The sequence below is a fragment of the Nocardioides sp. WG-D5 genome, assembly GCF_054031175.1.
On sequence record NZ_CM132928.1, the window covers coordinates 2,647,527 to 2,672,609 of the forward strand.

24 protein-coding genes are annotated in these 25,083 nt (G+C 71.4%); 19 read left to right on the top strand and 5 right to left on the bottom strand.

The features are described from left to right. Entirely contained in the window at positions 1-732 is a 732-nt protein-coding gene (locus ACWZJV_RS12865) for an HNH endonuclease family protein (RefSeq protein ID WP_457181716.1), read from the bottom strand. Between the two features lie 215 nt (positions 733-947). On the opposite strand from ACWZJV_RS12865, the gene ACWZJV_RS12870 reads away from it, so the two are divergent. Together ACWZJV_RS12870 and ACWZJV_RS12875 are read left to right on the top strand one after the other, a co-directional pair. After that, positions 948-1,763 carry an S-methyl-5'-thioadenosine phosphorylase gene (locus ACWZJV_RS12870; protein ID WP_457181717.1) on the top strand — a complete coding sequence of 272 codons (816 nt, stop codon included), beginning with the start codon at positions 948-950 and terminating at the stop codon, positions 1,761-1,763. Beyond that, entirely contained in the window at positions 1,760-2,815 is a 1,056-nt protein-coding gene (locus ACWZJV_RS12875) for an NAD-dependent epimerase/dehydratase family protein (RefSeq protein ID WP_457181718.1), read from the top strand. The genes ACWZJV_RS12870 and ACWZJV_RS12875 overlap by 4 nt, the downstream gene beginning before the upstream one ends. A gap of 1 nt (position 2,816) precedes the next feature. Here ACWZJV_RS12875 and ACWZJV_RS12880 read toward each other — a convergent pair whose 3' ends face one another. Continuing rightward, complete coding sequence (locus ACWZJV_RS12880; RefSeq protein WP_457181719.1) at positions 2,817-4,172, bottom strand: hypothetical protein; 1,356 nt, start codon at positions 4,170-4,172, stop codon at positions 2,817-2,819. A gap of 113 nt (positions 4,173-4,285) precedes the next feature. On the opposite strand from ACWZJV_RS12880, the gene ACWZJV_RS12885 reads away from it, so the two are divergent. The 7 genes from ACWZJV_RS12885 to ACWZJV_RS12915 are packed head-to-tail and all read left to right on the top strand — an operon-like array spanning position 4,286 to position 9,727. Beyond that, entirely contained in the window at positions 4,286-4,954 is a 669-nt protein-coding gene (locus ACWZJV_RS12885) for a glycosyltransferase family 2 protein (RefSeq protein ID WP_457181720.1), read from the top strand. Then, positions 4,951-5,622, top strand: a complete 672-nt coding sequence (locus ACWZJV_RS12890; protein WP_457181721.1) for a TIGR04282 family arsenosugar biosynthesis glycosyltransferase — start codon at positions 4,951-4,953, stop codon at positions 5,620-5,622. The genes ACWZJV_RS12885 and ACWZJV_RS12890 overlap by 4 nt, the downstream gene beginning before the upstream one ends. Next, positions 5,619-6,323, top strand: a complete 705-nt coding sequence (locus ACWZJV_RS12895) for a methyltransferase domain-containing protein (RefSeq protein WP_457181722.1) — start codon at positions 5,619-5,621, stop codon at positions 6,321-6,323. Before ACWZJV_RS12890 ends, ACWZJV_RS12895 begins: the two co-directional genes overlap by 4 nt. Next, complete coding sequence (locus ACWZJV_RS12900) at positions 6,320-7,465, top strand: molybdopterin-dependent oxidoreductase (RefSeq protein ID WP_457181723.1); 1,146 nt, start codon at positions 6,320-6,322, stop codon at positions 7,463-7,465. Before ACWZJV_RS12895 ends, ACWZJV_RS12900 begins: the two co-directional genes overlap by 4 nt. Further along, on the top strand, positions 7,462-7,887 hold the full coding sequence (locus tag ACWZJV_RS12905; protein WP_457181724.1) for a hypothetical protein: 426 nt from the start codon (positions 7,462-7,464) through the stop codon (positions 7,885-7,887). The genes ACWZJV_RS12900 and ACWZJV_RS12905 overlap by 4 nt, the downstream gene beginning before the upstream one ends. A gap of 5 nt (positions 7,888-7,892) precedes the next feature. Continuing rightward, positions 7,893-8,579 carry a response regulator transcription factor gene (locus ACWZJV_RS12910; RefSeq protein WP_457181725.1) on the top strand — a complete coding sequence of 229 codons (687 nt, stop codon included), beginning with the start codon at positions 7,893-7,895 and terminating at the stop codon, positions 8,577-8,579. Next, positions 8,576-9,727, top strand: coding sequence for a sensor histidine kinase (locus ACWZJV_RS12915; RefSeq protein WP_457181726.1), 1,152 nt, complete (start codon positions 8,576-8,578; stop codon positions 9,725-9,727). The genes ACWZJV_RS12910 and ACWZJV_RS12915 overlap by 4 nt, the downstream gene beginning before the upstream one ends. Here ACWZJV_RS12915 and ACWZJV_RS12920 read toward each other — a convergent pair. Next, positions 9,724-10,320: a PadR family transcriptional regulator gene (locus ACWZJV_RS12920; protein ID WP_457181727.1), complete on the bottom strand. Its 597-nt coding sequence runs from the start codon at positions 10,318-10,320 to the stop codon at positions 9,724-9,726. The two genes, ACWZJV_RS12915 and ACWZJV_RS12920, sit on opposite strands and share 4 nt — an antisense overlap. 116 nt (positions 10,321-10,436) lie before the next feature. Here ACWZJV_RS12920 and ACWZJV_RS12925 point away from each other — a divergent pair, with 116 nt between their 5' ends. The 5 genes from ACWZJV_RS12925 to ACWZJV_RS12945 all read left to right on the top strand — a co-directional run bounded on the left by ACWZJV_RS12925 (position 10,437) and on the right by ACWZJV_RS12945 (position 15,373). Next, the gene (locus tag ACWZJV_RS12925; RefSeq protein ID WP_457181728.1) at positions 10,437-11,540 is read left to right on the top strand and encodes an aromatic ring-hydroxylating dioxygenase subunit alpha; all 1,104 of its coding nucleotides are present in this window, start codon (positions 10,437-10,439) and stop codon (positions 11,538-11,540) included. Between the two features lie 10 nt (positions 11,541-11,550). Further along, a complete protein-coding gene (locus tag ACWZJV_RS12930) occupies positions 11,551-12,567 on the top strand; it encodes a PDR/VanB family oxidoreductase (RefSeq protein WP_457181729.1) in 1,017 nt (338 codons plus the stop codon). A 25-nt stretch (positions 12,568-12,592) separates the two neighbouring features. After that, positions 12,593-13,930 (top strand): MFS transporter, encoded by a 1,338-nt coding sequence (locus tag ACWZJV_RS12935; RefSeq protein ID WP_457181730.1) that lies wholly within the window; start codon positions 12,593-12,595, stop codon positions 13,928-13,930. A gap of 102 nt (positions 13,931-14,032) precedes the next feature. After that, complete coding sequence (locus ACWZJV_RS12940) at positions 14,033-14,713, top strand: hypothetical protein (RefSeq protein ID WP_457181731.1); 681 nt, start codon at positions 14,033-14,035, stop codon at positions 14,711-14,713. Positions 14,714-14,785: 72 nt separating this feature from the next. Beyond that, positions 14,786-15,373, top strand: a complete 588-nt coding sequence (locus ACWZJV_RS12945; protein ID WP_457181732.1) for a superoxide dismutase family protein — start codon at positions 14,786-14,788, stop codon at positions 15,371-15,373. 104 nt (positions 15,374-15,477) lie between these two features. On the opposite strand, the gene ACWZJV_RS12950 is transcribed toward ACWZJV_RS12945, so the two are convergent. Then, positions 15,478-17,154: an RNA-binding domain-containing protein gene (locus ACWZJV_RS12950; protein ID WP_457181733.1), complete on the bottom strand. Its 1,677-nt coding sequence runs from the start codon at positions 17,152-17,154 to the stop codon at positions 15,478-15,480. Between the two features lie 154 nt (positions 17,155-17,308). On the opposite strand from ACWZJV_RS12950, the gene ACWZJV_RS12955 reads away from it, so the two are divergent. From ACWZJV_RS12955 to ACWZJV_RS12975, 5 genes are all read left to right on the top strand, one after another. Continuing rightward, positions 17,309-17,797, top strand: coding sequence for a nucleoside deaminase (locus tag ACWZJV_RS12955; RefSeq protein WP_457181734.1), 489 nt, complete (start codon positions 17,309-17,311; stop codon positions 17,795-17,797). Positions 17,798-17,866: 69 nt separating this feature from the next. Continuing rightward, a complete protein-coding gene (locus ACWZJV_RS12960) occupies positions 17,867-18,472 on the top strand; it encodes a TetR/AcrR family transcriptional regulator (protein ID WP_457181735.1) in 606 nt (201 codons plus the stop codon). An 89-nt stretch (positions 18,473-18,561) separates the two neighbouring features. Beyond that, the gene (locus ACWZJV_RS12965; RefSeq protein ID WP_457181736.1) at positions 18,562-20,154 is read left to right on the top strand and encodes an MDR family MFS transporter; all 1,593 of its coding nucleotides are present in this window, start codon (positions 18,562-18,564) and stop codon (positions 20,152-20,154) included. Positions 20,155-20,258: 104 nt separating this feature from the next. Next, a complete protein-coding gene (locus ACWZJV_RS12970; RefSeq protein ID WP_457181737.1) occupies positions 20,259-22,676 on the top strand; it encodes a DUF6351 family protein in 2,418 nt (805 codons plus the stop codon). Positions 22,677-22,714: 38 nt separating this feature from the next. Continuing rightward, a complete protein-coding gene (locus tag ACWZJV_RS12975; RefSeq protein WP_457181738.1) occupies positions 22,715-23,572 on the top strand; it encodes an alpha/beta hydrolase in 858 nt (285 codons plus the stop codon). A gap of 13 nt (positions 23,573-23,585) precedes the next feature. Here ACWZJV_RS12975 and ACWZJV_RS12980 read toward each other — a convergent pair whose 3' ends face one another. Next, positions 23,586-25,076, bottom strand: coding sequence for a family 43 glycosylhydrolase (locus ACWZJV_RS12980; RefSeq protein WP_457181739.1), 1,491 nt, complete (start codon positions 25,074-25,076; stop codon positions 23,586-23,588). Positions 25,077-25,083: the final 7 nt, after the last annotated feature.

Below are 25,083 nucleotides of genomic sequence, written 5' to 3' on the forward strand. Positions count from 1 at the left end.
TCAGCAGTAGCCGAGCATCTCGCCGAGCGCGCGTCGCTCGCTGTCGTCGACGGCGAGCGACCAGCGCGCCTTGGACTGGACCCAGCGAGTGGCGTACGCACACTGGAACCCCTTCCGCGGACGCCAGCCCGCGGGGTCGTCGTCGCCCTTGCTCATGTTGGTGGGGCCGTCGACGGCGAGCAGGTTGTCCAGGTCGTTGGCGAACGCTCGGCGCCGGTCCTCGGGCCACCTGCTCGCCCCGGAGCGCCAGGCCTCGGAGAGCGGCACGATGTGGTCGATCTGGATCGCCTGGGCCTGACTGGGCTCTTTGAGGTCGGTGAAGGTCAGGCGCCGGCCGGTGTAGGGGTCCAGCCACGTCCCGGCGAGCACGTCGTGGTCGCACCTCCCCTGCTGCCCGGTCCGCACCTCGACGGCGTCACGCAGGAGCACGTCGTCACGCTGGTTGCACCCGTTGCCGTCGCTGTCGGCCCAGCTTCCGCCGAACACCGAGCGCTCGTACGCAATCAGCCCCTCCGGTCGCCTCGCGACCGTCGCCAACGAAGCAAGCTCACCGCGCACCGCGCGCACACTCACCGGCCCCGGTGGCGGTTCCCCGGTCTCGGTCTCGGTCTCGGTCGCGGGTGGCGCCGGATGCCGCGTCGCCGGCGCCTCCTGCGGCAGCCACAGCGAGACCGCCCAGCCGGCGATCGCGAGCAGCACGACCAGGACTCCCAGCGACATACGTCTCCCCACGGGAGCGCATTGTGCCCGTGACCACCGACATCCGAGCCTGCGACCGCGCGAGGAACGAGCGCGGTCGCAACGGGAGGAGGTCGAGCGAGCGCAGCGGGTGAGCTTGCGAACCCGCGAAGCGGGTCGAGACCTACAGCACCAGCGAGGTATTACCGATCGGTGACGGATGCATCGTGCCCTGTTGCCGAGTGTCTCGGCGCTGGCAGAGTGAAGGCATGACTGGGCTGGACAAGGGACAGGCACCTCGCGCCGAGGTCGGGGTCATCGGCGGGACCGGGCTCTACGAGTTCGTGAGCGACGCCGAGGAGGTGGTCGTCGAGACGCCCTACGGTGCGCCGTCGGCGCCGATCACGGTCGGCACGGTCGCCGGCCGGTCGGTGGCCTTCGTGCCCCGACACGGCCGCTCCCACGAGTATCCGCCGCACGCCATCCCCTACCGCGCCAACCTCTGGGCGCTGCGGTCGCTCGGGGTGACCCAGGTGCTCTCCCCCAGCGCCGTCGGCGGCCTCCGGCCCGACGCCGTCGCCCCCGGTGACCTGGTCACCCCCGACCAGCTGGTCGACCGCACCTGGCGCCGCATCCCCAGCTTCGTGGAGACGGGCGCCACCCACGTACCTCTCGCGGATCCCTACTGCGCGCGGATCGCCAAGGCGTACGTGGCCGCCGACCAGTCGGTGAAGGTCGGCGGCACGCTCATCGTCATCGAGGGTCCGCGGTTCTCGACGCGCGCCGAGTCCGTCCACCACGCGGCCCAGGGCTGGACGCTGGTCGGGATGACCGGGGCGCCGGAGGCGGCGCTCGCCCGCGAGCTGCGGATGTGCTACGCGCCGTTGTGCCTGGTCACCGACATGGACGCGGGTGCCGCCGAGGGCGAGGGTGTCGACGAGGACGACGTCTACGCGCTCTTCGCCGCCAACCTGGAGCGGATGCGCACCATCCTGACCGACACGATCGCCGGCCTGCCGGACCCGGCCGGATGCTCGTGCTCGACCTGGGCCGAGGGCAAGCAGCTCGCCTACGAGATCCCATGAGGGTCCTGCTCACCGGCTCGGCCGGCTTCATCGGCACCGCCATCGGCAGCCTTCTGGAGAAGACCGGCCACGAGGTCGTACGCGTCGATGCGCTGCTCCCGATGGCGCACGGCCCCGCCGCCGAGGCGCCGCCGGACACCCACCTCCTCGACGTACGCGACGCCGACGGGTGGGGCGACCTGCTGGACGGCGTCGACGCGGTCTGCCACCAGGCCGCCGTCGTGGGTGCCGGGGTGACGGTGGCCGACCTCCCGCTGTACGCCGCCCACAACGACCTCGGCACCGCGGCGCTCCTGGCGGCGATGAGCGCGCACGGCGTCTCCCGGCTGGTGCTGGCCTCGTCGATGGTCGTCTACGGCGAGGGTCGCTACGTCTGCGAGACCCACGGCGACCGGGTGCCGCCGGCCCGATCGCGCGCCGCGCTCGACGCCGGCGACTTCGAGAACCACTGCGACCTGTGCGGCGGCGCGCTGGCCTGGACGACGGTGGCCGAGTCGGCCCCGCTCGACCCCCGCTCCTCGTACGCAGCCAGCAAGGTCGCGCAGGAGCACTACGCCTCCGCGTGGGCACGCCAGGCCGACTCGACCGCCATCGCGCTGCGCTATCACAACGTCTACGGGCCGCACATGCCCGCCGACACCCCCTACTCCGGCGTGGCCGCGATCTTCCGGTCCTCGCTGGAGCGGGGCGAGGCGCCGCAGGTGTTCGAGGACGGCGGCCAGCAGCGCGACTTCGTCCACGTCGACGACGTCGCCCGGGCCAACCTCGCGGCGCTGGAGGCGACCGCCGACCGGTCACCCGGGAGCCTGGCGGCCTACAACGTCGCGTCCGGGCACCCGGTCACGATCAGCGAGGTGGCCTCGCTGGTCGCGAAAGGTGCCGGGCGCGAGGTCGCGCCGGTCGTCACCGGGCGCTACCGGATCGGCGACGTACGCCATGTCGTCGCCTCACCGATGCTCGCGGAGAAGGAGCTCGGCTTCCGCGCCGAGGTGCTGCCGGAGATCGGTCTGCCGGCGTTCGCCACCGCCCCGTTGCGCCCCGCCGCGGGGTGAGTCACCAGCTCGTGTGCAACAGATGCTCGACGAGCAGCGCGGTGGCGAGCTGGAGCGCGAGGCCGGGGCGTCGCGAGCGCTCGGGCAGCAGCGCACAGCCGAGGGTGAGCCAGGGGATGAACGGCAGCCAGATCCGTTCGACCTCGGCCCGGCTCATCTGCGAGACGTCGGCCAGGGCGACCATGATCAGCGCCGCGGCGACCAGGACCACGACCACCCGGTCCTCGAGGTTGCGCCGGGAGACCCAGGCGGCGCCGATCCCGGCGCCGACGAGCGGGCCGGCACTGATCGCGAGCGCGGCCAGGTTCCCCCAGGTCCAGTAGGCGCCGGGGCGTTGACTGGCGAGACCGTCCCAGTAGCGGTCGACCAGCACCGGGTAGGCCTCCCACCAGGCGAAACCCCCCGCGGCGAAGACGAGAACCACCCCGAGCGCCGAGACGGCGGCGGCCGGCAGCACCCACCATCCGCGGACCCAGCCCCACCGCCGGCCGCTGCCCAGCCACAGCACCGCGAGCGCGAGCACACCGGCCAGCGGGAGGCCGTACGACATCATCACCAGGTAGCCGAGGAGCAGCCCGGCCACGACCGCCCACGGCCAGCCGCGGCGTAGGCCGCCCCGGCAGGCGAGGGCCAGGCAGCACATCCCCCAGGCGGCGGTCGCCGCCATCACCGCGTCGGCAGAGACGGCCAGGAACACGGCGGACGGGGTAAGGACGAGATAGGGGGCGGCCGCGCGAGCCCCGGCCTCGCTGCCGAGGACGCGGACCGTGGTCATGACCGCCGGCGCCAGCGTCGCGGCGATCACCGTGACGACCAGCCCGGCGGCCAGGTCGCCGCCGAGACCCACCTTCACCAGGAGCACGAAGAAGAGCACCATCCCGGGCGGATGCCCGGCGATGTGGACCGGCCAGTTGCCGTCGGGCGCGTCGTACGGGATCCGGGCGACGTACTCCCGCAGCAGGCCGCCCACGTCGTCGACCGCCCGGGCGGTGCCGAGGTACTCGGACCGGCTCCCGAGCACCCCCGAGATGCCCTCGGTGCCGTCCACGAGCGCCAGCGACAGCAGCCACACCAGCCCGGCGGCGTACGCCACCACGAGCAGGCGCCGCCACGGCAACCGCGTCGCGACCGGGTCGGCCCAGCGCAGCGAGGCGAGCGCGAGCAGCACCGCGGGGACCGTGCCGATCCCGACCTTGACCTGCGGAAACCCGTGCAGCGGCGGGGAGGTGCCGTCCTCGATGTGCACCCGGGTCCACACCTGCCAGCCGAGGAGCGCCGGCACGAGAACGGCCGCGGCCACGAGAGTCAGCGTGGCGAGGAGCCCCACCAGGGCGGCGCGGTGAGCTGAGGAGTTCACGACTGCGAGCGTAGGTCCGCGACGGCCCGCTCCGCGCCGCGCCACCACCCCCGTCATCGGACCGTAAGATCTGCCGGCCCCATCGGGGCCGAGGCGTTCCTAGAGTCGATTCCATGGCCCAGAACCATCCCGAGACCGACCTCGTGCTGCCCTGCCGCGACGAGGCCGCCGCCCTCCGTGAGCTGCTGCCGCGGGTACCGGCGGAGCTGTCCGTGATCGTCGTCGAAAACGGCTCGACCGACGGCACCGCCGACGTGGCCCGCGCGCTGGGGGCGCGGGTGGTGTCGGAGTCGCGGCCCGGATACGGGGCGGCGGTGCACGCCGGCCTGCTCGCCGCCACCGCCCCCTACGTCGTGGTGATGGACGGCGACGGCTCCTTCGATCCCGCGGCCGCGCTCCCGCTGGTCGAGACGATCAGACGGGACGAGGCCGACCTCGCCCTGGGCTGCCGCCGGCCGGTGACCCCGGGCGCCCAGCCGTGGCACGCCCGGGTCGGCAACCGGATCGTTCTGCGAGCGCTGCGGCGCCGCACCGGGCTGCGGGTGCGCGACATCGCCCCGCTGCGCGCGGCCCGCCGCGAGGCGCTGCTCGGGCTCGGCGTGGAGGACCGGCGCTCCGGCTACCCGGTCGAGCTCCTCGATCGCGCTGCCCGGGCCGGCTGGCGGGTGCACGAGATCGAGGTCGACTACCACCCGCGCACCGCCGGGACCCGCTCGAAGGTCTCCGGCTCGGTGCGCGGCAGCCTGCGCGCGGCGTACGACTTCTGGCGGGTGCTCGCATGACGACCGCGACGCTCCTGCTCGTCGCCAAGGCACCGGTTCCGGGCCTGGTGAAGACCCGGCTCGCGGCCGAGGTCGGGGAGACGACCGCGACGGCCGTCGCGGCGGCCGCGCTGCTCGACACGATCGACGCCTGCGCGCTGGCCGTGGGGACGGACCGGTGCCGGCTGTCGCTCTCCGGGGACGTCTCCGTGGGGTTCCGGGCGGACGAGATCGAGGCGGCCGTCGCCGGCTGGACCGTCACCCCGCAGCGCGGGAGCGGACTCGGCGAGCGGCTCGCGAACGCCCACGCCGACGTCGCCGGGCCGGTCGTGCAGATCGGGATGGACACCCCGCAGGTGACGCCGACCAGCCTGCTGGCCGTGGCCGCCGGCCTGGACGCGGCCGACGCCGTGCTCGCCCCCGCCGAGGACGGCGGCTGGTGGGCACTGGCGCTCCGCGACCCCTCCGCCGCCACGGTCCTGCGCGACGTGCCGATGTCCACCCCCCACACGTACGCAGCCACCCGCTCCGCCCTCGAAGCACGGGGCCTCCGGGTCGCTGCCGGTGAACGGCTTCGCGACGTCGACCACCTCGCCGACGTCGCACCCGTCGCCGCAGCCGCCCCCGCGACCCGCTTCGCCGCGGCCGCCGCAGAGATCGCCGCCGAGATCGCGCGGGTGACCCGATGACCGCGGCGGTGGTGGAGTCGGCCTTCGGGCACGCCTTCGCCAGCGAGCGGTGCCGGGTGGTGAACGTCGACGGCAGGGCCTCGCGGCTGCCGGTCGAGGACTGGACCCGCACCGCCGACGCGGCGGACCTCGCGCTGCTCTCCTACTGCGCCGGGCCGACGATCGACCTCGGCTGCGGCCCCGGCAGGATGACCGCAGCGCTCACCGCTCGCGGCCTGCCGTCGCTCGGCGTCGACGTCGTCCCGGAGGCCGTCGCCGAGACCGAGGCGCGCGGTGGTCGCGCGGTGTGCCGCGACGTCTTCGAACTCCTCCCCGGCGAAGGGTGGTGGGCGACCGCTCTCCTCGCCGACGGCAACCTCGGGATCGGTGGGGACCCGCTGGCCCTCCTCGCCCGCGTACGCCGGCTGCTGGTCCCGGGCGGCCGGGTGGTCGCCGAGGTGCACCCGCCGGGCACACCGAGCGGCCCGCTGCTGGCCGAGCTGGTCTGCGACTGCGGCGGCTCCTCGCAGTTCCCGTGGGCGACCGTCGGCGCCGACGCGATCAGGTCGATCGCGACCGAGGCCGGGTTCGCGGTCACCCGGCTGGTGCCCCTGCCGCAGCTCGGCCCGGCCGAACCCCTGCGCACGGCATGGGCGCGACCCCGGGCGCTGACGCCCGGCGGTGAGCGGTGGGTGGCCGTGCTCGTGGAGGAGGCGTCATGAGGCTCCCGTCCGAGGACTCGTTCACCTCGCGCCTGCGCAGCGCCGCGGTCGCCGCGCGGGTGGGGCTGTGGCTCGGGATCTGCTTCGTGGTCGCGCTCGCGACCGGGCTGATCAGCCACTACGCCCAGGGCGACCAGCAGCCGGTGCCGCTGCCGACGAGCCCGTCGTGGCTCTACCAGGTCACCCAGGGCCTGCACGTCGTCGCCGGGACCGCCGCGATCCCGCTCCTGCTGATCAAGCTGTGGGTCGTCTTCCCCAAGCTCTTCCAGCCGGTGCCGCGGCAGGTCCGCGAAGCGCTGCCGACCGCGCTCGAGCGTGGCTCCATCGCGATCCTGGTCAGCACCTCGCTGGTCCAGCTCACGACCGGCCTGCTCAACGTCGCGCAGTGGTACCCCTGGGGCTTCAGCTTCCGGGCCACCCACTACGCGCTCGCCTTCGTCGCCGTCGGGGCGCTTCTGGTCCACATCGCGGTGAAGCTGCCGATCATCCGCGACGCCCTGACCGGCGACGTCGACGACACCGCCCACGACCGCCCGAACGCACGCAGACAGGGGCCGGTCAGCCGACGCGGAGTGCTGATCCTGGCCGGGACCTCGGCCCTGGCCGCCGCCTTCCTCTACACCGCCGGCACCGTCCCCGGAGTCGGCCGCATCGCGGCTCTCTCCCCACGCTCGCGCAAGCACGGCATCCCGATCAACCGCACGGCCCACTCGGCCGGTGTGGTGGCCGAGGCGAGCAGCTCCGCCTACCGCCTCGAGCTCGTCCACGGCGCGACCTCCCTGGCCCTGTCCCGTCAGGAGCTGGTCGCGATGGAGCAGCGGAGCTCCACCCTGCCGATCGCCTGCGTGGAGGGATGGAGCGCGACGGGCGAATGGCGAGGCGTACGCCTGCGCGACCTGCTCGACCTGGTCGGCGCCCCGACGGGGCGGGACGTGCGGATCCGGTCGATCCAGACCTTCAGCGCCTCCTCCGACACCGTGCTGCCCGCGAACTTCGCCGACGACGAGCGGACCCTCATGGCCCTCGAGCTCGACGGCGAGACCCTCTCGATCGACCACGGCTACCCGGTCCGGCTGATCGCCCCCGACCGTCCCGGGGTCATGCAGACCAAGTGGGTATCCCGGATCGAGGTGCTGGCATGAGAGGGCTGCGCGGCGGGCTGATCGGCCTCGGCACGGTCGGGATGGCGTACGGCGCGTGGCTGCTGCTCAGCAGGCAGGACCTCGGCCAGATCGTCGAGGTCGTGATCTGGCTGGCGGCCGCGGTCGTGATCCACGACGGGATCCTGGCTCCGGCCGTGCTGGCGCTGGGGTGGCTCGGCGGCCGGCTGCTGCCGCGGGCGGTCGCCCGGGGCGCGGTGACGGTGCTGGTGCTGCTCGGGCCGACGGTCCTGGTCGCGATCCCGGTCCTCGGCCGGTTCGGCGCGAAGCCGGACAACCCGACGCTGCTGGACCGCGACTACACCCAGGGGCTGCTGGCGTTCGCGCTCCTGTGCGTGTGCGCCGGTGTCGCCGTGGCGCTCGGCGAACTACGCTCACCCCAGCGGACCGCCGAGGAGGAGTAGGGCCGATGGCACGTGTGCTCGTGGTCGACGACGACCTCACCGTACGCGAGGTGCTGGCCTCCTACCTGCGCGCGGGCTCGCACGACGTCGTCGAGGCCGGCGACGGCGAGCAGGCGCTGCGCGCGATGAGCGAGCGACCCGCCGACATCGTCGTCCTCGACCTGATGCTGCCCGGCATCGACGGGCTGGAGGTCTGTCGGCGTCTGCGGCAGGCCGGCGAGGTGCCGATCATCATGCTCACGGCGCTCGGCAGCGAGGCCGACCGGATCATGGGGCTCGAGCTCGGAGCCGACGACTACGTCGGCAAGCCGTTCAGTCCGCGGGAGCTGGTGCTCCGGGTCGACTCGGTGCTCAAGCGCACCGGCCACTCCGGCGAGGGCGGCGTGGTCTCGGACGGCTCCATCGTCGTCGACGCCGACCGTCGGGTGGCCACCAACGGCGGAGCGGAGCTGGCACTGACCACGCGCGAGTTCGACCTGCTCCGCTACCTGATCGCCCACCCCGGCAAGGCCTTCACCCGGGAGGACCTGCTCGAGCACGTCTGGGGGTGGACGATCGGCGACCGCTCGACGGTCACGGTCCACGTACGCCGGCTGCGGGAGAAGATCGAGCCCGACCCGACCCGGCCGGAGCGGCTGGTCACGGTCTGGGGCGTCGGCTACCGCTGGGAGCCCGCGGAGGTGGGTGCATGAAGTTCGCCGATGCCGTCCTGATCTCGCTCGTCGCCGCGGGGGCCGGTCTCGCCGTCGGTCTGCTCGGGCTCCTGGTCGCCTGGCTGACGCGCCGCTGGTCGATCCGCTGGCAGCTCACCCTGGCCGCCACGGTGGCCGTGCTGACAGTGTTCGGCGGCGTGCTCGCCGTCGCCTGGCTGATGTTCCTCTCCGGCCACGACCTGCAGGTCATCACCGTGGTCACCTCGATCGCGGTGGTCGTGGCGATCCTGGTCGCGTTCGTCATCGGCTCCGCGATGGTCCGCTGGTCAGGAGCCGTCCAGCTGCAGGCCCGGCAGATGGCTCTCGGCGGGTACCAGGAGCCCTCCGAAAGAGGGCCGCGGGAGCTCCGGTCGCTGTCGGCCGAGCTCGCCGAGACCCAGCGGCGGCTCGAAGAGGCGAGCGCCCGGGAGGCGCGCCTGGAGGAGTCGCGGCGCGAGCTGATCTCGTGGGTCGCCCACGACCTGCGTACGCCGCTGGCCGGGCTGCGCGCGATGGCCGAGGCGCTCGAGGACGGGATCGCGACCGACCCGCACCGCTACCACCAGCGCATCCGCGTCGAGGTCGAGCGGCTGGCCCGGCTCGTGGACGACCTCTTCGAGCTCTCCCGGATCCAGGCCGGCGCGCTCACCCTGACGCCCGAGCCGGTCCTGCTCGGCGACCTGGTCAGCGAGGCCCTGGCCGGGGCCGACCCGGTGGCCCGGGAGCGCAGGGTGCGGCTCGGCGGCCAGGTCGAGGACGGCCTCGAGATCACCGCCGACCCGGCCAGCCTGTCCCGGGTCGTCTCCAACCTGCTGATGAACGCGATCCGCCACACCCCCGCCGACGGCACGGTCGAGGTGCGCTGCCAGCTGGCCCCCGGAGACGTACGCAGCATCGACCTCAGCGTCAGCGACGGCTGCGGCGGCCTGGATCCCGGCGACATGGAGCGGGTCTTCGACCTCGGCTGGCAGGGCAGCTCCGCGCGCACCCCGGCCGCGCCCGAGGGTGCCGACGGCACCAGCGCCCAGGGCGCCGGGTTCGGCCTCGCCATCGTCAAGGGCCTCGTCGACGCACACCGCGGCAGGGTCTGGGTGGAGAACCTTCCGGCCGCGACCGGCTGCCGGTTCCATGTACGCCTGCCCGCCTAGGACTCGACCGTAGAGCCTTCCAGCTCGTCGACGAGCACGAGGCCACGCTCGGCCCAGGCGATCGCGGCGCGCGCCTGGTCGATCAGGCCGTCGTAGGCGAAGACCTTGTAGCGGACGATCCGGTCCCACTGGCTCGCGTCGTAGTGCTCCAGACGCCGGGCCAGCGTGGGGTGGCTGCGGTCGACCAGCGTGGCGCGGGTGGCCTCGAGCATCGCCAGGTGCTCGGTCCAGTAGTCGCGGAACTGCTCCAGCTCAGCACGCGCGGCGCCGGGCTCGGCCCACTCCAGGTAGGCCGCCTTGAGGTAGGCCGGCTCGCGCTGCCTGCGGATCTCGATGGGCGCGTCCATCCACTCCCGGAAGGCCTGCACCCCGGCCTCGGTGACGGCGTACTCCTTCTTCGTGCCCTTCTTGCCCCACGGCACGACCGCGGACTCGAGCAGGCCGTCGCGCTCCATCCGGTTGAGCTCCGGATAGATCTGCGAGTCGGGCGCGTGCCACACGTGGGCCACCGACTGGCTGAACTGCTTGGAGACGTCGTAGCCGGTCATCGGGCGCGAGGTGAGCAGCGCGAGCAGCGCGAATCTCAGCGACATCGTGACCCCCTCTTCCACGCAGTGACCGTGCGGCGAGCGTACCTGCCCCTTGCCACTAACTATAGAGATAGGTAGTTTGTGACGAGCACAACACCTATCTCCATAGGGAGTTCCCCATGACCATCCTGGATTCCCCGCCGATCACAGCGGCCAGCAAGATCTTCAACTTCCCACGCAACGCCTGGTACGTCGCCGCGTGGGACCACGAGGTGACCGCGAAGCAGCCGCTCGCCCGCACCATCGCCGGCGTGCCGCTGGCCCTGTGGCGCAACAGCGACGGCCGCGCGGTCGCGCTGGCCGACGCCTGTTGGCACCGGCTGGCACCGCTCTCGAAGGGGAAGGTGCTCGGCGACGAGATCCAGTGTCCCTACCACGGGCTGCGCTACAACTCAGCCGGCCGCTGCACGAGCATGCCCGCGCAGGAGACGATCAACCCGAGCGCGATCGTCCCGTCCTACCCGGTCGTCGAGCGCTACCGCTACGTGTGGGTCTGGGTGGGCGACCCCGACCTCGCCGACCCGGCCACCGTGCCCGACATGCACCAGATGGACTCACCGGACTGGGCCGGTGACGGCGAGACGATCTACGCGTCGTGCAACTACCAGCTGGTGCTCGACAACCTGATGGACCTCACCCACGAGGAGTTCGTGCACAGCTCGAGCATCGGGCAGGACGAGCTCTCCGAGGCCGAGTTCGAGGTGAGCCACGACGACCGCCACGTCACCGTGACCCGCTGGATGCGCGACATCGACGCGCCTCCGTTCTGGCTGAAGAACATGCGCGACAAGTTTCCCGGCTTCACCGGGAAGGTCGACCGCTGGCAGATCATCCACTTCGAGGCCCCCTCGACCATCTGCATCGACGTCGGCGTCGCCAAGGCCGGCACCGGCGCTCCCGAGGGCGACCGCAGCCAGGGCGTGAACGGCTTCGTGATGAACACGATCACCCCGGAGACCGCGCGGACGTCGCACTACTTCTGGGCCTTCATGCGCAACTACCGCCTGGAGAGCCAGACCATCACGACCCAGCTGCGCCAGGGCGTGCACGGCGTCTTCGGCGAGGACGAGGAGATGCTCGCCGCCCAGCAGCGGGCGATCGACGCCAACCCGGACCACGAGTTCTACAGCCTCAACATCGACGCAGGCGGCATGTGGGTGCGCCGGATCCTGGACCGCATGCTGCAGGCGGAGGGTCTCCCCGCCGCCGCGGCTGCGAAGTGAGGCCGCCGCCATGGCAGTGAACACCCAGACCTGGTGGCAGCAGGGCCGTGTCGTCGAGACGTCCGACCTCGCCGAGGGCGTACGCCGCATCGTGCTCGCTCCCGAGCGCCCGGTCCACGCCGCACCCGGCACCCACGTGGACCTCCGGCTCGACCTCTCCGGGCACATCCGGAAGCGGTCCTACTCGGTCGTACGCTCCGAGGACGGCGGCCGCCGGCTCACCCTCGGCGTCCAGCTCGCCCCGGCCTCTCGCGGCGGGTCCCGGCACATGCACGGGCTCGAGCCGGGCGACGTCGTCGAGATGACCGGCCCGGTCCAGAGCTTCCCGCTCGGGGTCGGCGCCGACCGCTACGTACTGGTCGCGGGCGGCATCGGCGTCACCGCGCTGGTGGCGATGGCCGACACCCTGCGCCGCCGCGGCGCCGACTACATGCTCGTCCTGGCCGGGCGGCGGCGTGCCGTCATGGCCTACCTCGACCAGCTCGCCGACACCCACGGCGACCGGGTCCGGGTGTTCGTCGACAACGAGGACGTACGCCTCGACGTGGAGGCGCTGGTCGGCGAGGTCGCCGGCTCCCCGGCCGCGGCGCGGACCGAGATGTACATGTGCGGACCGATCCGGCTGATGGACGCGATCCGTCGCGCCTGGGCGGCCCACGAGCTGCCGGAGCCGAACCTGCGGTTCGAGACGTTCGGCAGCAGCGGCGCCTGGGCCGCGGAGGACTTCGTCGTGCACCTCCCCCAGCTCGACCGCTCCGTCCGCGTCGGCAAGGACAGCTCGATGCTCGACGCGCTCGAGGACGCCGGTGTCGACGTGATGTGGGACTGCCGCAAGGGCGAGTGCGGGATCTGCCAGGTCAAGGTGCTCGACGTCAGCGGCCGGATCGACCACCGCGACGTGTTCCTGAGCCAGCAGCAGAAGGAGACGTACGCGTCCTTGTGCCTCTGCGTCGCCCGCGCCGCCCGCGGCGACTCCGCCGACGCGGATGCCGCCGAGCCGGCGGCCGTGACCCTGCATCTTCCGTGAACCCCCACCCCGAAAGAGACCCGAGATGAACCTTCGTGCGCGCATCGACGCCGCCGCGATGACTCCCTACCAGTGGATGGTCGTCGCGCTCTGCGTCCTGCTGAACTGTCTGGACGGATTCGACGTGATGGCGATGGCCTTCACCGCCTCCTCGCTGACCGAGGAGTTCGCGCTGAGCGGCTCGGAGCTCGGCATACTGCTGAGCGCCGGTCTGGTCGGCATGGCGGTCGGCTCGCTGGCACTGGCCCCGGTCGCCGACGTCATCGGCCGCCGGCCGCTGATCCTGATCAGCGTCGGCCTGGCGACCGCCGGGATGCTGCTCTCCGCCGCCGCCCCGTCCGCCCTCCTGCTGGGCCTCGCCCGGGTCGTCACCGGTCTCGGCGTGGGCGGCATCCTGGCCAGCACCAACGTGATCGCGAGCGAGTACGCCTCGGCGCGCTGGCGCGGCCTGGCGATCGGCCTCTACACGGCCGGCTACGGCATCGGCGCCACCCTCGGCGGCGTGGCCGCGCGCAGCATGCTCGCCGACCTCGGCTGGCGCAGCGTCTTCGTCGCCGGCGGTGTCGCTACCGGGATCGCGCTGGTGCTCCTGGTCGTGCTGCTGCCCGAGTCGGTGGACTTCCTGGTCCAGCGCCGGCCGCGGCAGGCGCTGGAGCGGGTCAACCGGATCCTCGGGCGGCTCGGGCAGCCCGCGGTCACCTCGGACGTCCTGGAGGCCGCGCCTCGCCCGGCCGCTCGGCGTCGCAGCGGCAACCCCGGCGTACTCCTCGGTGCGGACCTGCGCCGCTCGACCCTGCTCGTCTGGGTGGCCTTCCTGGCGACGATGTTCGGCTTCTACTTCGTCAACAGCTGGACCCCGCAGCTGCTGGTGACCTCGGGGATGTCGGAGGCCGACGCGGTCACCGCCGGCATGATGCTGGCCCTGGGCGGCACCGCCGGCTCGGTGCTCTACGGCCTCGTCGCCTCCCGGCTGGACAGCCGCGTCGTGCTGATCGGCTTCACCGTGCTGTCGGCGCTGACGATGGTCGTGTTCATCACCAGCACGGCGCTGCTCACGGTCGCGCTGGTCATCGGCGTCGTCGTCGGCGCGCTCATCAACGGCTGCATCGCCGGCCTCTACACGATCACCCCGGCCATCTACGGCACCGAGATCCGCAGCACGGGTATGGGCTGGGCGATCGGCATCGGCCGCATCGGGGCGATCCTGTCGCCGATGCTCGCCGGGCGCCTGCTCGACGCCTCGTGGACGCCGGTCAACCTGTACGTCGGCGCCGCCGTCGTGGTCGCGCTCTCGGCCGTCGCGCTGCTCTTCCTGCGGACCGGCCGGGCTGCTCGGCCGGTCCCGGAGGTGGCCTCCGCCTAGGCGGACGGAATCGGCCCGTCCCGGCTGCAACCGGGACGGGCCGTGAACCGTCTGGATCGGCAGAACGCCCACTCGGGGCGTACGACCGACGAGGAGCCACCCATGACCACATCCCGCCTCCCGCTCCGTGCCGCGCTCGCGGCGACCGCCGTGGTCGGCCTGCTCGGCCTCGCCGGGTGCGGGAGCGACGCCGACCCGACTGCCGGATCGCCCTCGCCCGTGCCGTCCTCGGCTCCGTCCTCGCCTCCGTCCTCCGAGCCGTCCGCGACTCCCACCCCGGCTCCGTCGGAGGTGCCGGTCTCCGCGACCCCGTCGGCCGAGCCGACGCCGAAGCTCGACTGGGGCGGCCCGCTGGCGCCCGGGGCCTTCGGGAAGATCACGGCCGAGGGCAACGTACGCACCCTGGTCGATCAGGGCTGGATGACCCGCGACACCAAGCGCGAGGCCGTCTGCGAAGGGAAGCACTGGCGGTGGGCCGAGCAGCTCGGCGACGGCATCGACGTCATCCACGACCAGCAGGGCAACATCGGCTCCTTCGGGATGAGCAAGCCCGTCCTCGAGACCGCCCGGGGCATCACCATCGGCGACACGCTCATGGTCCTCAAGGACGTCTACGGGACGGGCTCCCAGAAGACCAACGACTACGGCCAGACGACCTGGGTCGTCCAGGAGGGCGACCGCTGGATCGGCTTCCTCCTCACCGGCGACTCCCGAGACTCGAAGATCGAGTTCATCGAGGTCTCCGTCGGCCGCCAGCCCGGCCTCCTCCGCGACGGCTGCTGATCCCTGCGCTCCGGTCACCTCCCATCGACGTACGGTGGGGGTGACCGGATCCCGTTCTCGTGGAGGTGTCCCATGTCCCGTCGTGCAACCGCTGCCGTGCTCGCTGCCTGTGGCCTGCTGACTCTCGCCGCCTGTGGGGAGGACGCAGACCCCGACCCGGGAGACCGCAACGAGGTGAGTGCCGAGCTCGCTGGTCCCGACGGGAAGAAGGTCGGGACGGTCGAGATCGAGGAGGACGACGGGGCCACCCAGATCAGCGTCCGGGTGAGCGGTCTGTCGGCCGGCTACCACGGCTTCCACGTGCACACGACCGGCAAGTGCGAGGCCGACAGCGCGGCTCCCGACGACCCGTCGAAGACCGGCGACTTCCTCTCCGCGGGCGGCCACCTCAACCCCGACGACAGCGCCCACGGCGAGCACCTCGGTGACCTGCCGGCCCTCCTCGTGAACGAGGACGGCACCGCCAGCCTGGAGTTCACCGGACCCTTCACCCTCGACGACCTCCGGGACGCGGACGGCAGCGCGGTGATGATCCACGCGGGCCGCGACAACTACGCCAACGTCCCGGAGCGCTACGCCCCCGAGGGCCCCGACGAGGACACCACCAAGACGGGCGACGCCGGCGACCGGATCGCCTGCGCCGTCATCGAGGCCGGCTGACCGTCTCCACCACAGCGGGCCAGACCCGGCGTTCCAGAATCAAACGGACGCTCCTGCGGAAGGTGACCGGCCATGCGGGAAGGCGGATGCTCGAGATCTTCCCATCAGGTCGATGTTGGCCTGACGTAGTGGGCGCCGCGACGTTCGCCGACCAGCAGAAGTACCCCGGTATCTGTAAGGCGTTTGAGCGCTACGCGCGCCTGGTTGGGCGTGAGATGACAGAGTTCGGCGGTCTTGCTGCGGGTGATGCTTCCGAACTGGTCGACGTACGCCAAGATCATGTGGTCCTGTTGGATGGGATCGGTGTCCTGGAGCCGCACATAGGCGCTGGCTTGAGCGAGTCGAAAGAACGAGGCCGTCAGATGGTGGCGACGGCTGCGACCGTTCCCGCGAGAGTCGATCAGGCCCATTTCGGCCAGCCTCGCAACGTTCGCCCTGACGACCGATTCAGACTCGTGCGTGGCCTGCACGAGTTCATTGGTGGTCTCGGGTCCCATCGCCTTGATCTCATGCAGTATCTGCAACTGGGTGAGCTGGAGTGTCCGTCCGTTGGCGTCCTCATACTCGACCACGAACCGAACCATCTCGAGGTCTGCGTCGCTGGTGGGGATCTGCACGATGACGGCGCTGTTGTTGGTCGCCGAGTAGTCGGGTACGCCTCGACCGGCACGCAGCAGTTGGCCGTACATCTCTCGGATGCCTCGACCGGCGCGGTCCACTATGCCTGCGCGTTTAAAGGCCTCGGCCAGGATCGCGCTGCGTGGCTTGGAGTCGTCGAGGAAGTTTTTTAGCGTGATGCCGGCAGGAAAGCCGCCCGGACTCTTGACGCGGAACTGGTCGTCGGTGAGCTGCACCGTGATCGGGCCGATCTCGGAGTAGTCGCGGTGCACAAGAGCGTTTGCGATCGACTCTCGAACCGTACCGCTCGGCACTCGTGCGATGCCGATCCGGTGCAGCCCGACCATGAGCTCTTGCTCGGAGTTCCGCACGTCAACCAGATCGAAGAGGCGGTCTGCTGCCTTGAACAGCGGCAGTCTCATCGTTTCGTTCGTTGCGATGGCGGTCCCACGCAGCTCCTGGAAGACCACCTCCGAGGTTGGCACGAAACGAGCGACTGCCTCCGTCGTTCCAAAGAGCAGAATCGCGCCGAGCGTGAGCGCATTCCGGTCCTCGGGGAGCATCAGACGCAGGCTGCGGAGAATCTCTTCGTCGGCTAGTTCCGCGAGGGTGCCATCACCCTTCGTGGTCGCACACATTCTCCGGAAGCGCTCGAACTCGTCCCCATCCAGGTCGGCGAAGGTCGCGCCACGTGCAGGCGTCGCGGCGTAGTCGCGGCCTTGGGCTGTGAGACCGACTGACAGCATTTCGTGCAGCGGGTACGGCACGCACTCGGGCGCGCCGTCCACCTTCAGCGAGCGACGGACATACTTCCCGGTCTTGGAACCGATCGGGAAGGGCATGTTCGGCACGTCGATCACCGCAACGGGCTTGTCGTCGACCTCGACCATCTCGACCGCGACGGCAACTGGAGTGTCGGTCTTGTTGAGAATCAGTGCCTGGAGCAGGTACGGGTCAGTCGTCTCCCCATGGCGCGGCGCGGCGCCGGTAACGCGGCCGTCGTCCTCTACTCCGAGAAGAAGCAGCCCGCCTTCACCGTTGGCGAGGCAGACAACAGCCTCGACCAGCGCGGTGTCGTTGATCGCACCCGGCGTTGCTCGTTTGAACTCGACGGTCAGCGACTCGCCTGCTGCGATCACGTCAGCCAGTTGTTGGGGTGTCACAGGACCATAGTTATGCATAGTTATGGCAGTCACAAGCAGAACCTGCGCGACACGCCATAAGTATGCGATTCCAACCCCATACGGATGAAGTCCTGCAACCAGGCCGCTGGGAAATCGAACGACATAGACCGCCCGCCCGCCGCAGACTGGGGCGGTGACCACCGAACTCACCCCGACCGACATGACCCACCTGCGACGTTGCCTCGAGCTGGCGGCGGAGGCGCTGGCGGACGGCGACGGGCCGTTCGGGTCCGTCCTGGCCGACAGCGCCGGCAACGCGCTCCAGGAGGGCCGCAACCGCGAGCACACGACCGGCGACCCGACGGCGCACCCCGAGATCGAGCTCGCCCGCTGGGCGGCGATCCAGCTCGACCCGGCGACCCGGGCCGGAGCGACGGTCTACACCTCCGGCGAGCACTGCCCGATGTGCTCGGCGGCGCACGGCTGGTCCGGGGTCGGGCGGATCGTCTACATCGCGTCCTCCGAGCAGCTGACGCGGTGGCGGGCCGGCTGGGGCGCGGGCGAGTCGCCGGTGCGTGCGCTGCCGGTCCAGGAGGTCGCCCCGGCCGTCGAGGTCGTCGGCCCCGTGCCTGAGCTGGTCGAGGAGATCCGCGCGCTCCACCAGGCGGCCGCAGGGGTCTGACCGCCGTGTAACCCCTGACACACGAATCTTGCATTGACTGCAACTTGCAGTCAGTGCAAGAATAGTTGCGTGCCCACCTCCACCCCGCCTCCGAACGCCCGCGAGCGTCAGAAGCGGGAGCGTCGGCTGGCGCTGATCGAGGCCGCTCAGCGACTGGTCGGCGAGCGTGGGCTCGATGACGTCACCGTGGAGGAGATCAGCTCCGCGGCGGGGTTGTCGACGCGTACGTTCTTCAACTACTTCGACTCCAAGGACGACGCGGTTCTCGGCATCCAGGAGATCGAGCTGGATGCCGAGGTGCGCGCGCAGTTCGTCTCCGGCGGGCCGTCGGGACGGCTGATGACCGACCTGGAGACGTTGGTGGCGGGCTTCCTCAAGGACGCCGCCCCCAACATCGAGCAGGTCGAGCGAGCCATGCGGCTGCTGACCTCGGAACCCCGCCTCATGCAACGGCACGTCGCCTGGCACCAGCGCGTCGTCGGCGAGTTCGAGGAGCTGCTCTCCGAGCGCCGCAAGGCACGGCCCTCCCCTGTCGACGACGACACGATCGGGATGGTCGCCGGGCTGCTGATGCGGTCGAGCGCGCTCGCCTGGGCGCGGTCGGGCTACGAGGGAGATGCGGCGGCGCATCTGCCCGAGGCGGTCGCTCAGCTCCGCCTGCTCCTCGACGACTAGAACGACCAGCCGCAACCTCTCGGGATTCTCACGGCACACGGGACACGTGTGTCATCACCTCTGCAACTCCTGCCTGGAAGGTCCAACCCATGAGCCACACGGTCGCGCCCGACGCGCCCGACAAGCCGCTGGTCGTGCTGACGCCGCGTACGATCTGGCTGATCTTCGGGGCCCTGATGGCCTCGATGTTCCTCTCCTCCCTCGACCAGACCATCGTGAGCACGGCGATGCCGACGATCGTCGGTGAGCTCGACGGGGTCGCGCACCAGGGGTGGGTGATCACCTCCTACATCATGGCGATCGCGATCGTGATGCCGCTGTACGGGAAGTTCGGCGACCTGTGGGGTCGCCGCTGGCCGTTCCTGGTCGCGGTCACGCTGTTCACGCTCGGCTCGCTCTTCGGCGGGATGGCGCAGACGTTCCCCGAGCTGGTCGCCGCCCGCGGCCTCCAGGGTCTCGGCGGTGGTGGCCTGATGATCCTGTCGCAAGCGATCATCGCCGACATCGTGCCGGCCTCCGAGCGGGGCAAGTACATGGGTCCGATGGGTGCGCTCTTCGGCATCTCCGCGGTGATCGGGCCGCTCCTCGGTGGCTGGCTCACCGACGGCCCGGGCTGGCGCTGGACCTTCTGGATCAACGTGCCGGTCGGCATCATCGCGCTCATCGTGGCCTGGTACGCCCTGAAGCTGCCCTCGCACCGCTCCGGGCGGCCGGTCGACTGGCTGGGGATCATGTTCATGGTGCTCTCGACCAGCGGCATCGTGCTGCTGACCTCGTGGGAGTCGCTCGGCCACGACGGCTACGACTGGTCCTCGCCGCAGCTGCTCGGCCTGCTCGTCGGCACCCTGGCCTCGGTGGCCGCGTTCATCGTCACCGAGACCCTCGCGCCCGAGCCGCTCATTCCGCTGCGCCTCTTCAAGAACCCGACCTTCACCGTGACCACGCTGATCGGCCTCGTCCTCGGGATGGGCATGTTCTCGGCGATGGCGATGCTGCCGACGTTCCTGCAGATGTCGACGGGCGCCTCGATCACGGGCTCCGGACTGCTGATGCTGCCGATGATGGCCGGCATGATGCTGACCGCGATCGGCTCGGGTGTCGCGATCTCGAAGACGGGTCGCTACAAGATCTTCCCGATCGTCGGGCTGCTCGTCACCGCGGCCGGGATCGCCTGGATGACCACGATCACCGGCGACATGTCGATGGTCGTCTTCGGGCTGATGATCTTCGTGCTCGGCGCCGGGATGGGCCTGGTCATGCAGACCATCGTCCTGGCCGTCCAGAACGCCGTCGACCCGCACGAGCTCGGCACCGCGACCTCGGCGAACAACTTCTTCCGGGAGATCGGCGCGACCGTCGGCACGGCGCTGTTCACGACCGTGTTCACCACACGGCTGACCGACAACTTCGAGGGGCTGGCCGCGAAGATGGCCTCCTCGGGGCTGATGCCGGCCGACGGCGCCGGGTTCTCCGGCGACAGCCTCACCCCGGCGGCGGTCGACCAGCTGCCCGAGCCGATCCACGGCTGGGTCGTCGACGCCTTCACCGAGGCGCTCGCACCCGCGTTCTGGTACCTCGTGCCGCTGGTCCTCCTCGGTCTCGCGCTCGCACTGTTCCTCAAGGAGGTCAAGCTCTCCAACGAGGCCGGCATGGTCGCCCGCGGGGAGGCGGTCGCCGGCTGAGGCCTCCTCGGCAGCTTCCTTGACGCTCGCCGTGGCACGGGGCATCCTCCTGTCACGGCGAGCGTCTGTTCGGGGGACGTGCGCAGCTCTCGGAAAGGCACGCCATGGCCGCTCGCGCCCTGCCCACCTCGATCGCGACGGTGTCCGCTCTCGTCGCCGGCCTGCTGCTCGGCGTGACGTCGGCGTCGGCGGCGCCCGCGCCGGCCGAGGACGTCGTCCTGGAAACCCTCTCCAACCGGGCCGACCTGGTCTTCGACGACAACGCGCTGGTGCGGGTCACGCTCCCCGAGGGGGCCGACCCGGATGACCTGCGGGTGTGGCTCAGCGACACCCGGCACGCCTCGAGCCGCACGGGCGACCGCGACGTCACCGACGCCTTCGCCGAGCGGCCCAACGGCGAGATCGAGGGCGTCGTACGCGGCCTGCGGCTCGGCACCAACGAGCTGACCGCCCGCCTTCCCGACGGTCGGGGCGCCTGGCTCACGATCACCAACCACCCGCGCGGCGGGCCGATCTTCTCCGGGCCACAGCTGCAGCCGTGGCACTGCCAGCCGACCGCCGAGGACGCGCAGTGCAACCAGGAGCCGACGATCAGCTGGCTCTACAAATCGACAAATCCACTGCTCGACGGACTCCAGCCGTACGATCCCGCGAACCCGCCCCGCGACGTCGCCACCACGACCACCGACGAGGGCGTCACGGTGCCGTTCGTCGTACGCGTCGAGACCGGCTACCAGAACCGCGACCAGTACCGGATCGCCGTGCTCTGGCAGCCGGGCAAGCCCTGGCAGCGCTGGCGCCCGCAGGAGCAGTGGAACAACAAGCTCTTCATCCCGCACGGCGGCAGCTGCGGGGTCGACCACGAGGTCGGCACCGCGCCGACGACCGACTACGCCGGCACCTTCGACCTCGGCGTCCCCGTCGTCGCCGACGCCCTCGGCGACAGTCCGACCGTCGCCCTCGGCCGTGGCTTCGCGATGCTCTCGACCGCGCTGGCCAACACCGGTCACAACTGCAACGTCACCAGCGAGGCCGAGTCGCTGATGATGGCCAAGGAGCATCTCGTCGAGACGTACGGCGACCTGCGCTACACGATCGGCAGCGGCTGTTCCGGCGGCTCCATCGCGCAGCAGACGATCGCCAACGCCTACCCGGGGATCTACCAGGGCCTGGTCGTGACCTGCTCCTACCCCGACTCGCTCTCGCCGGGGCTGCAGTTCTCCGACTACCACCTGCTCCGCAAGTACTTCGAGAGCTCCGAACGGCTCACCGACGGCAAGTTCTGGAACCCGCTGCAGTGGGCGGCGGTCGAGGGCCACCTGCTGCCGCTCAACGCGGTCACCGCCGACGAGGGCCTGTTCAAGCAGGCGGTCATGCCGACCCACCCCTGCGCCGGGGTCAGCGACCAGGAGCGCTACGACGCGGCCCGCAACCCCGGCGGCGTACGCTGCTCGATCATCGACGGCGCGATCAACGTCTTCGGCCCACGGCCGGAGAGCGTGTGGACACCTCAGGAGAAGCAGATCGGGCGCGGCTTCGCGGGCTCGCCGCTGGACAACACCGGCGTGCAGTACGGTCTCGAGGCGCTCCGGTCCGGGGCGATCACGCCGGAGCAGTTCGTCGATCTCAACGAGAAGATCGGCGGCCTCGACATCGACGTCCAACCGCGGGCGGAGCGCTCGGTCGCGGACCCGACGGCGCTCACCAACGCCTACCGCAGCGGGATGGTCAACACCGCCAGCAACCTGTCCGACGTGGCGATCATCGACCACCGCGGACCGGACCCGGGTGTCGCGCACGACGCCCGCTGGGCGTGGGCGATGCGCGACCGGCTGACCCGGGAGCAGGGCCACGCGGACAACCAGGTGATCTGGTACGGAGTGACGCCGCTCATCGGCGACCCGAGCTATTCCAAGGAGGCGCTGCTCGCGATGGACCGGTGGCTGTCGGCCGTCGAAGCCGACAAGCGCACTGTGGCGCTGGCGGACAAGATCGTCCAGGACCGCCCCGGCGACCTGCACGACCGGTGCACCCAGACGCAGGGCGTCTCCAGCGAGGACGGGTTGTTCCTGCCGGTCGCCGACCCGCTCCTGGACGACCTGACCGGCGGTGCTCTCGACGGCCTGAACGGTGCCGTCAACCCGGTCCTCGATCCCGCGCTCAACCTCGTCGTGGACCCCGTCTCGGACCTGGTGTGCGGCCTCGGTCCGGTCAGCGACCTGGTCAAGACCGACTTCGCGACCCCGCGGATCGTGGCCGGCGACAACAACTACTCCGACAACGCCAAGTGCCACCTGAAGCCGCTGCGCCGCACCGACGACTACGGCGCGTTCGGCCTCACCGATGCCCAGTGGGCCCGGCTGGAGAAGGCCTTCCCCGACGGGGTCTGCGACTACAGCAAGCCGGGTGTCGGCTTCACCGAGACCGAGCCCTGGCTGACCTACCAGCAGGCCGACGGATCGGTCGTCTACGGCGGCACACCGATGGGCCGCGCACCACGGTCGGCGCCGTTCGGAAATTGACCGGTGGCTCGCGCCGAGTCGGCGCTAGTGTCTCCGCCATGCCTTCCCCCGAGCCGACCTTCGTCCTGGTCCACGGCGCCTTCGCCAACTCGTTCTCGTTCGCCCCGCTCCAGGCCGAGCTGGCGCTGCGCGGGTTCCGTTCGCTGGCGGTCGACCTCCCCGGCCACGGCTTCGGAGCGACCTTCCCCGCGGCCTACCAGGCACCCCAGGACCTCGCCGCGCTCGCGTCCGCGCCGGGCGGGATCAAGGGCGTCACGCTCGCCGACAACGTCGCCCACCTGGTCTCCGTGCTCGAGCGGGCGAAGACGCACGGCCCGGTGGTCGTGGTCGCGCACAGCCGCGGCGGGATCACGCTGACCGCGACCGCCAACGCCCGTCCGGACCTGATCGACCGGATGGTCTACGTGTCGGCCTGGGCGCCGGTGTCCCTTGACGCCGTTGCGTACAACGCCGAGCCGGAGATGGCCTCCTTCGACGCCTCGGTGCTGATCGGAGCCGCGGCCGCGAACCCCGCCGACGTCGGCCTGCTGCGCTGCAACTTCCGCACCGCCTCCCCCGAGGTGCTGGCCGGCCTCAAGCACGCCTTCATGGCCGACGGCACCGACGACGAGTTCCGTGCGTTCCTCAACACCTTCCAGCCCGACGAGAACCTCGACGCCGGGGGGCCGGACGACCGCGCCCAGGCCTCGACGTGGGGCACGCTCCCCCGTGCCTACGTACGACTCAGCGAGGACGTCAGCCTGCCGCCCGCGATGCAGGACCGGCTGATCCGCGAGGGCGACGCGCTCACCCCGGACAACCCGTACGCCGTCCACACCCTCGCCTCCAGCCATCTCCGCTGGCTCGTCCACCCCGCGCCGGCCGCCGACCTCCTCGTGGAGATCGCGGCCGGCTGACGGGCGCCGGACGTCAGGTCAGGGCGAAGGTGCTGGAGCGGCGTCCGGGGGTGGAACCGACGGTGAGCGCACCGCGGTCGTGCTGGAGGTAGTCGCCGCGGTCCGTGGCCACCTGCAGCGAGATGCCGCCCCTGACCGGGATCCTGCGGAAGCTGGCCTCGGCGGCGTACGCCGGGCCCGGCTGGACCTGCTCGATCCGCACCGCGCCACCGGTGACCCGGACGTACCTGTCGGGGAAGTTGACCGACTGCAGCGACTCCGACCCGTCGCCCGCGAGGCCCGGGACGAACCGGAACTGGCTGTCGGCGAGCTCCCTCGGGGCACGATCCACCCGCACGGCGTACTCGTAGTGGCGTACGAACGAGCCCGGCGCATCCAGCGGGGTGAGCCGCACGATCGGCCCGCCCTTCCCGACCGGCACGCCGAACATGGGCGTGCCGTCCTCGTGCCACACCACCTTCTGCACGCGCGCGTGCCGGTTCGGGTCGTAGAGCGGGTCTCCGGTGATGTCGCGGTAGTCCCGGGCGTGGTAGACGAGGACGTCGGTCACCCCGTCCTCGGCCACCGTGAACGAGTTGTGCCCGGGGCCGTACTGCCCGGTCTGCTCGTTGGTCGTGAACACCGGTTCGGGGCTCTTGGTCCACGATGCCGGGTCGAGCAGGTCGGCGTCCGCCGGGGCAGTGAGCAGGCCCATGCAGTAGCGCGCATCGGTGGCGCTGGCCGAGAACGTCATGAAGACCCGGCCGTTGCGGACCAGCACGGCGGGGCCCTCGTTGACCTTGTAGCCCTGCACCTCCCAGCTGCGGGTCGGGGTCGCGATCCGCGCCGGGAAGGTGCTGATCGCGAACGGGGAGCTCATCTCGGCGATGTAGAGGCTGGTGTTGACCGCGATCTCGGGCTCGCTCTGCGCCCAGACCAGGTAGCGGCGGCCCGCGTGCTCGAACGTGGTGGCGTCGAGCGCGAAGCTCGGCCACGGCGTGATGATCTGCCGTGGCGCGCCCCAGCCTGCCGGGTCGCGTGGGTCGGCGAGCGTCGACTCCATGACGTACATCCGGATCCGGAAGACGTCGTCGGAGTCGCCGGCCGCGAAGTAGACGTACCAGCGGCCGTCGATGCGGTGCAGCTCCGGCGCCCAGATGTGGCCGCCCATCTTCCCGCTGGACGGGCGGCGCCAGATGACCGACTCCGCCGCGGTGGCGAGCCCGGCCAGCGAGGCCGACCCGCGGATCACCAGACGGTCGTACTCCGGCACGGAGCCGGTCAGGTAGTACATCCCGTCGACGGGCCGGGTGACGAACGGGTCGGCCCGGCGCTCGACCAGCGGGTTGAGGGTCGGCACGCCCCAGATCTCGGCGTCACTGGGCATCGATCCCGCCGGTGCGGCGCCAGCTGGCGCGGCGTAGCCGGCGAGCGCGGCCGCTGCCCCGAGGCCGACCCCGGCCTGCAGGAGATGACGCCTGCTGAGCCCGGCTCGGAGGGCGAGGTGGTTCGGGTGGTCGGACATGGATGCT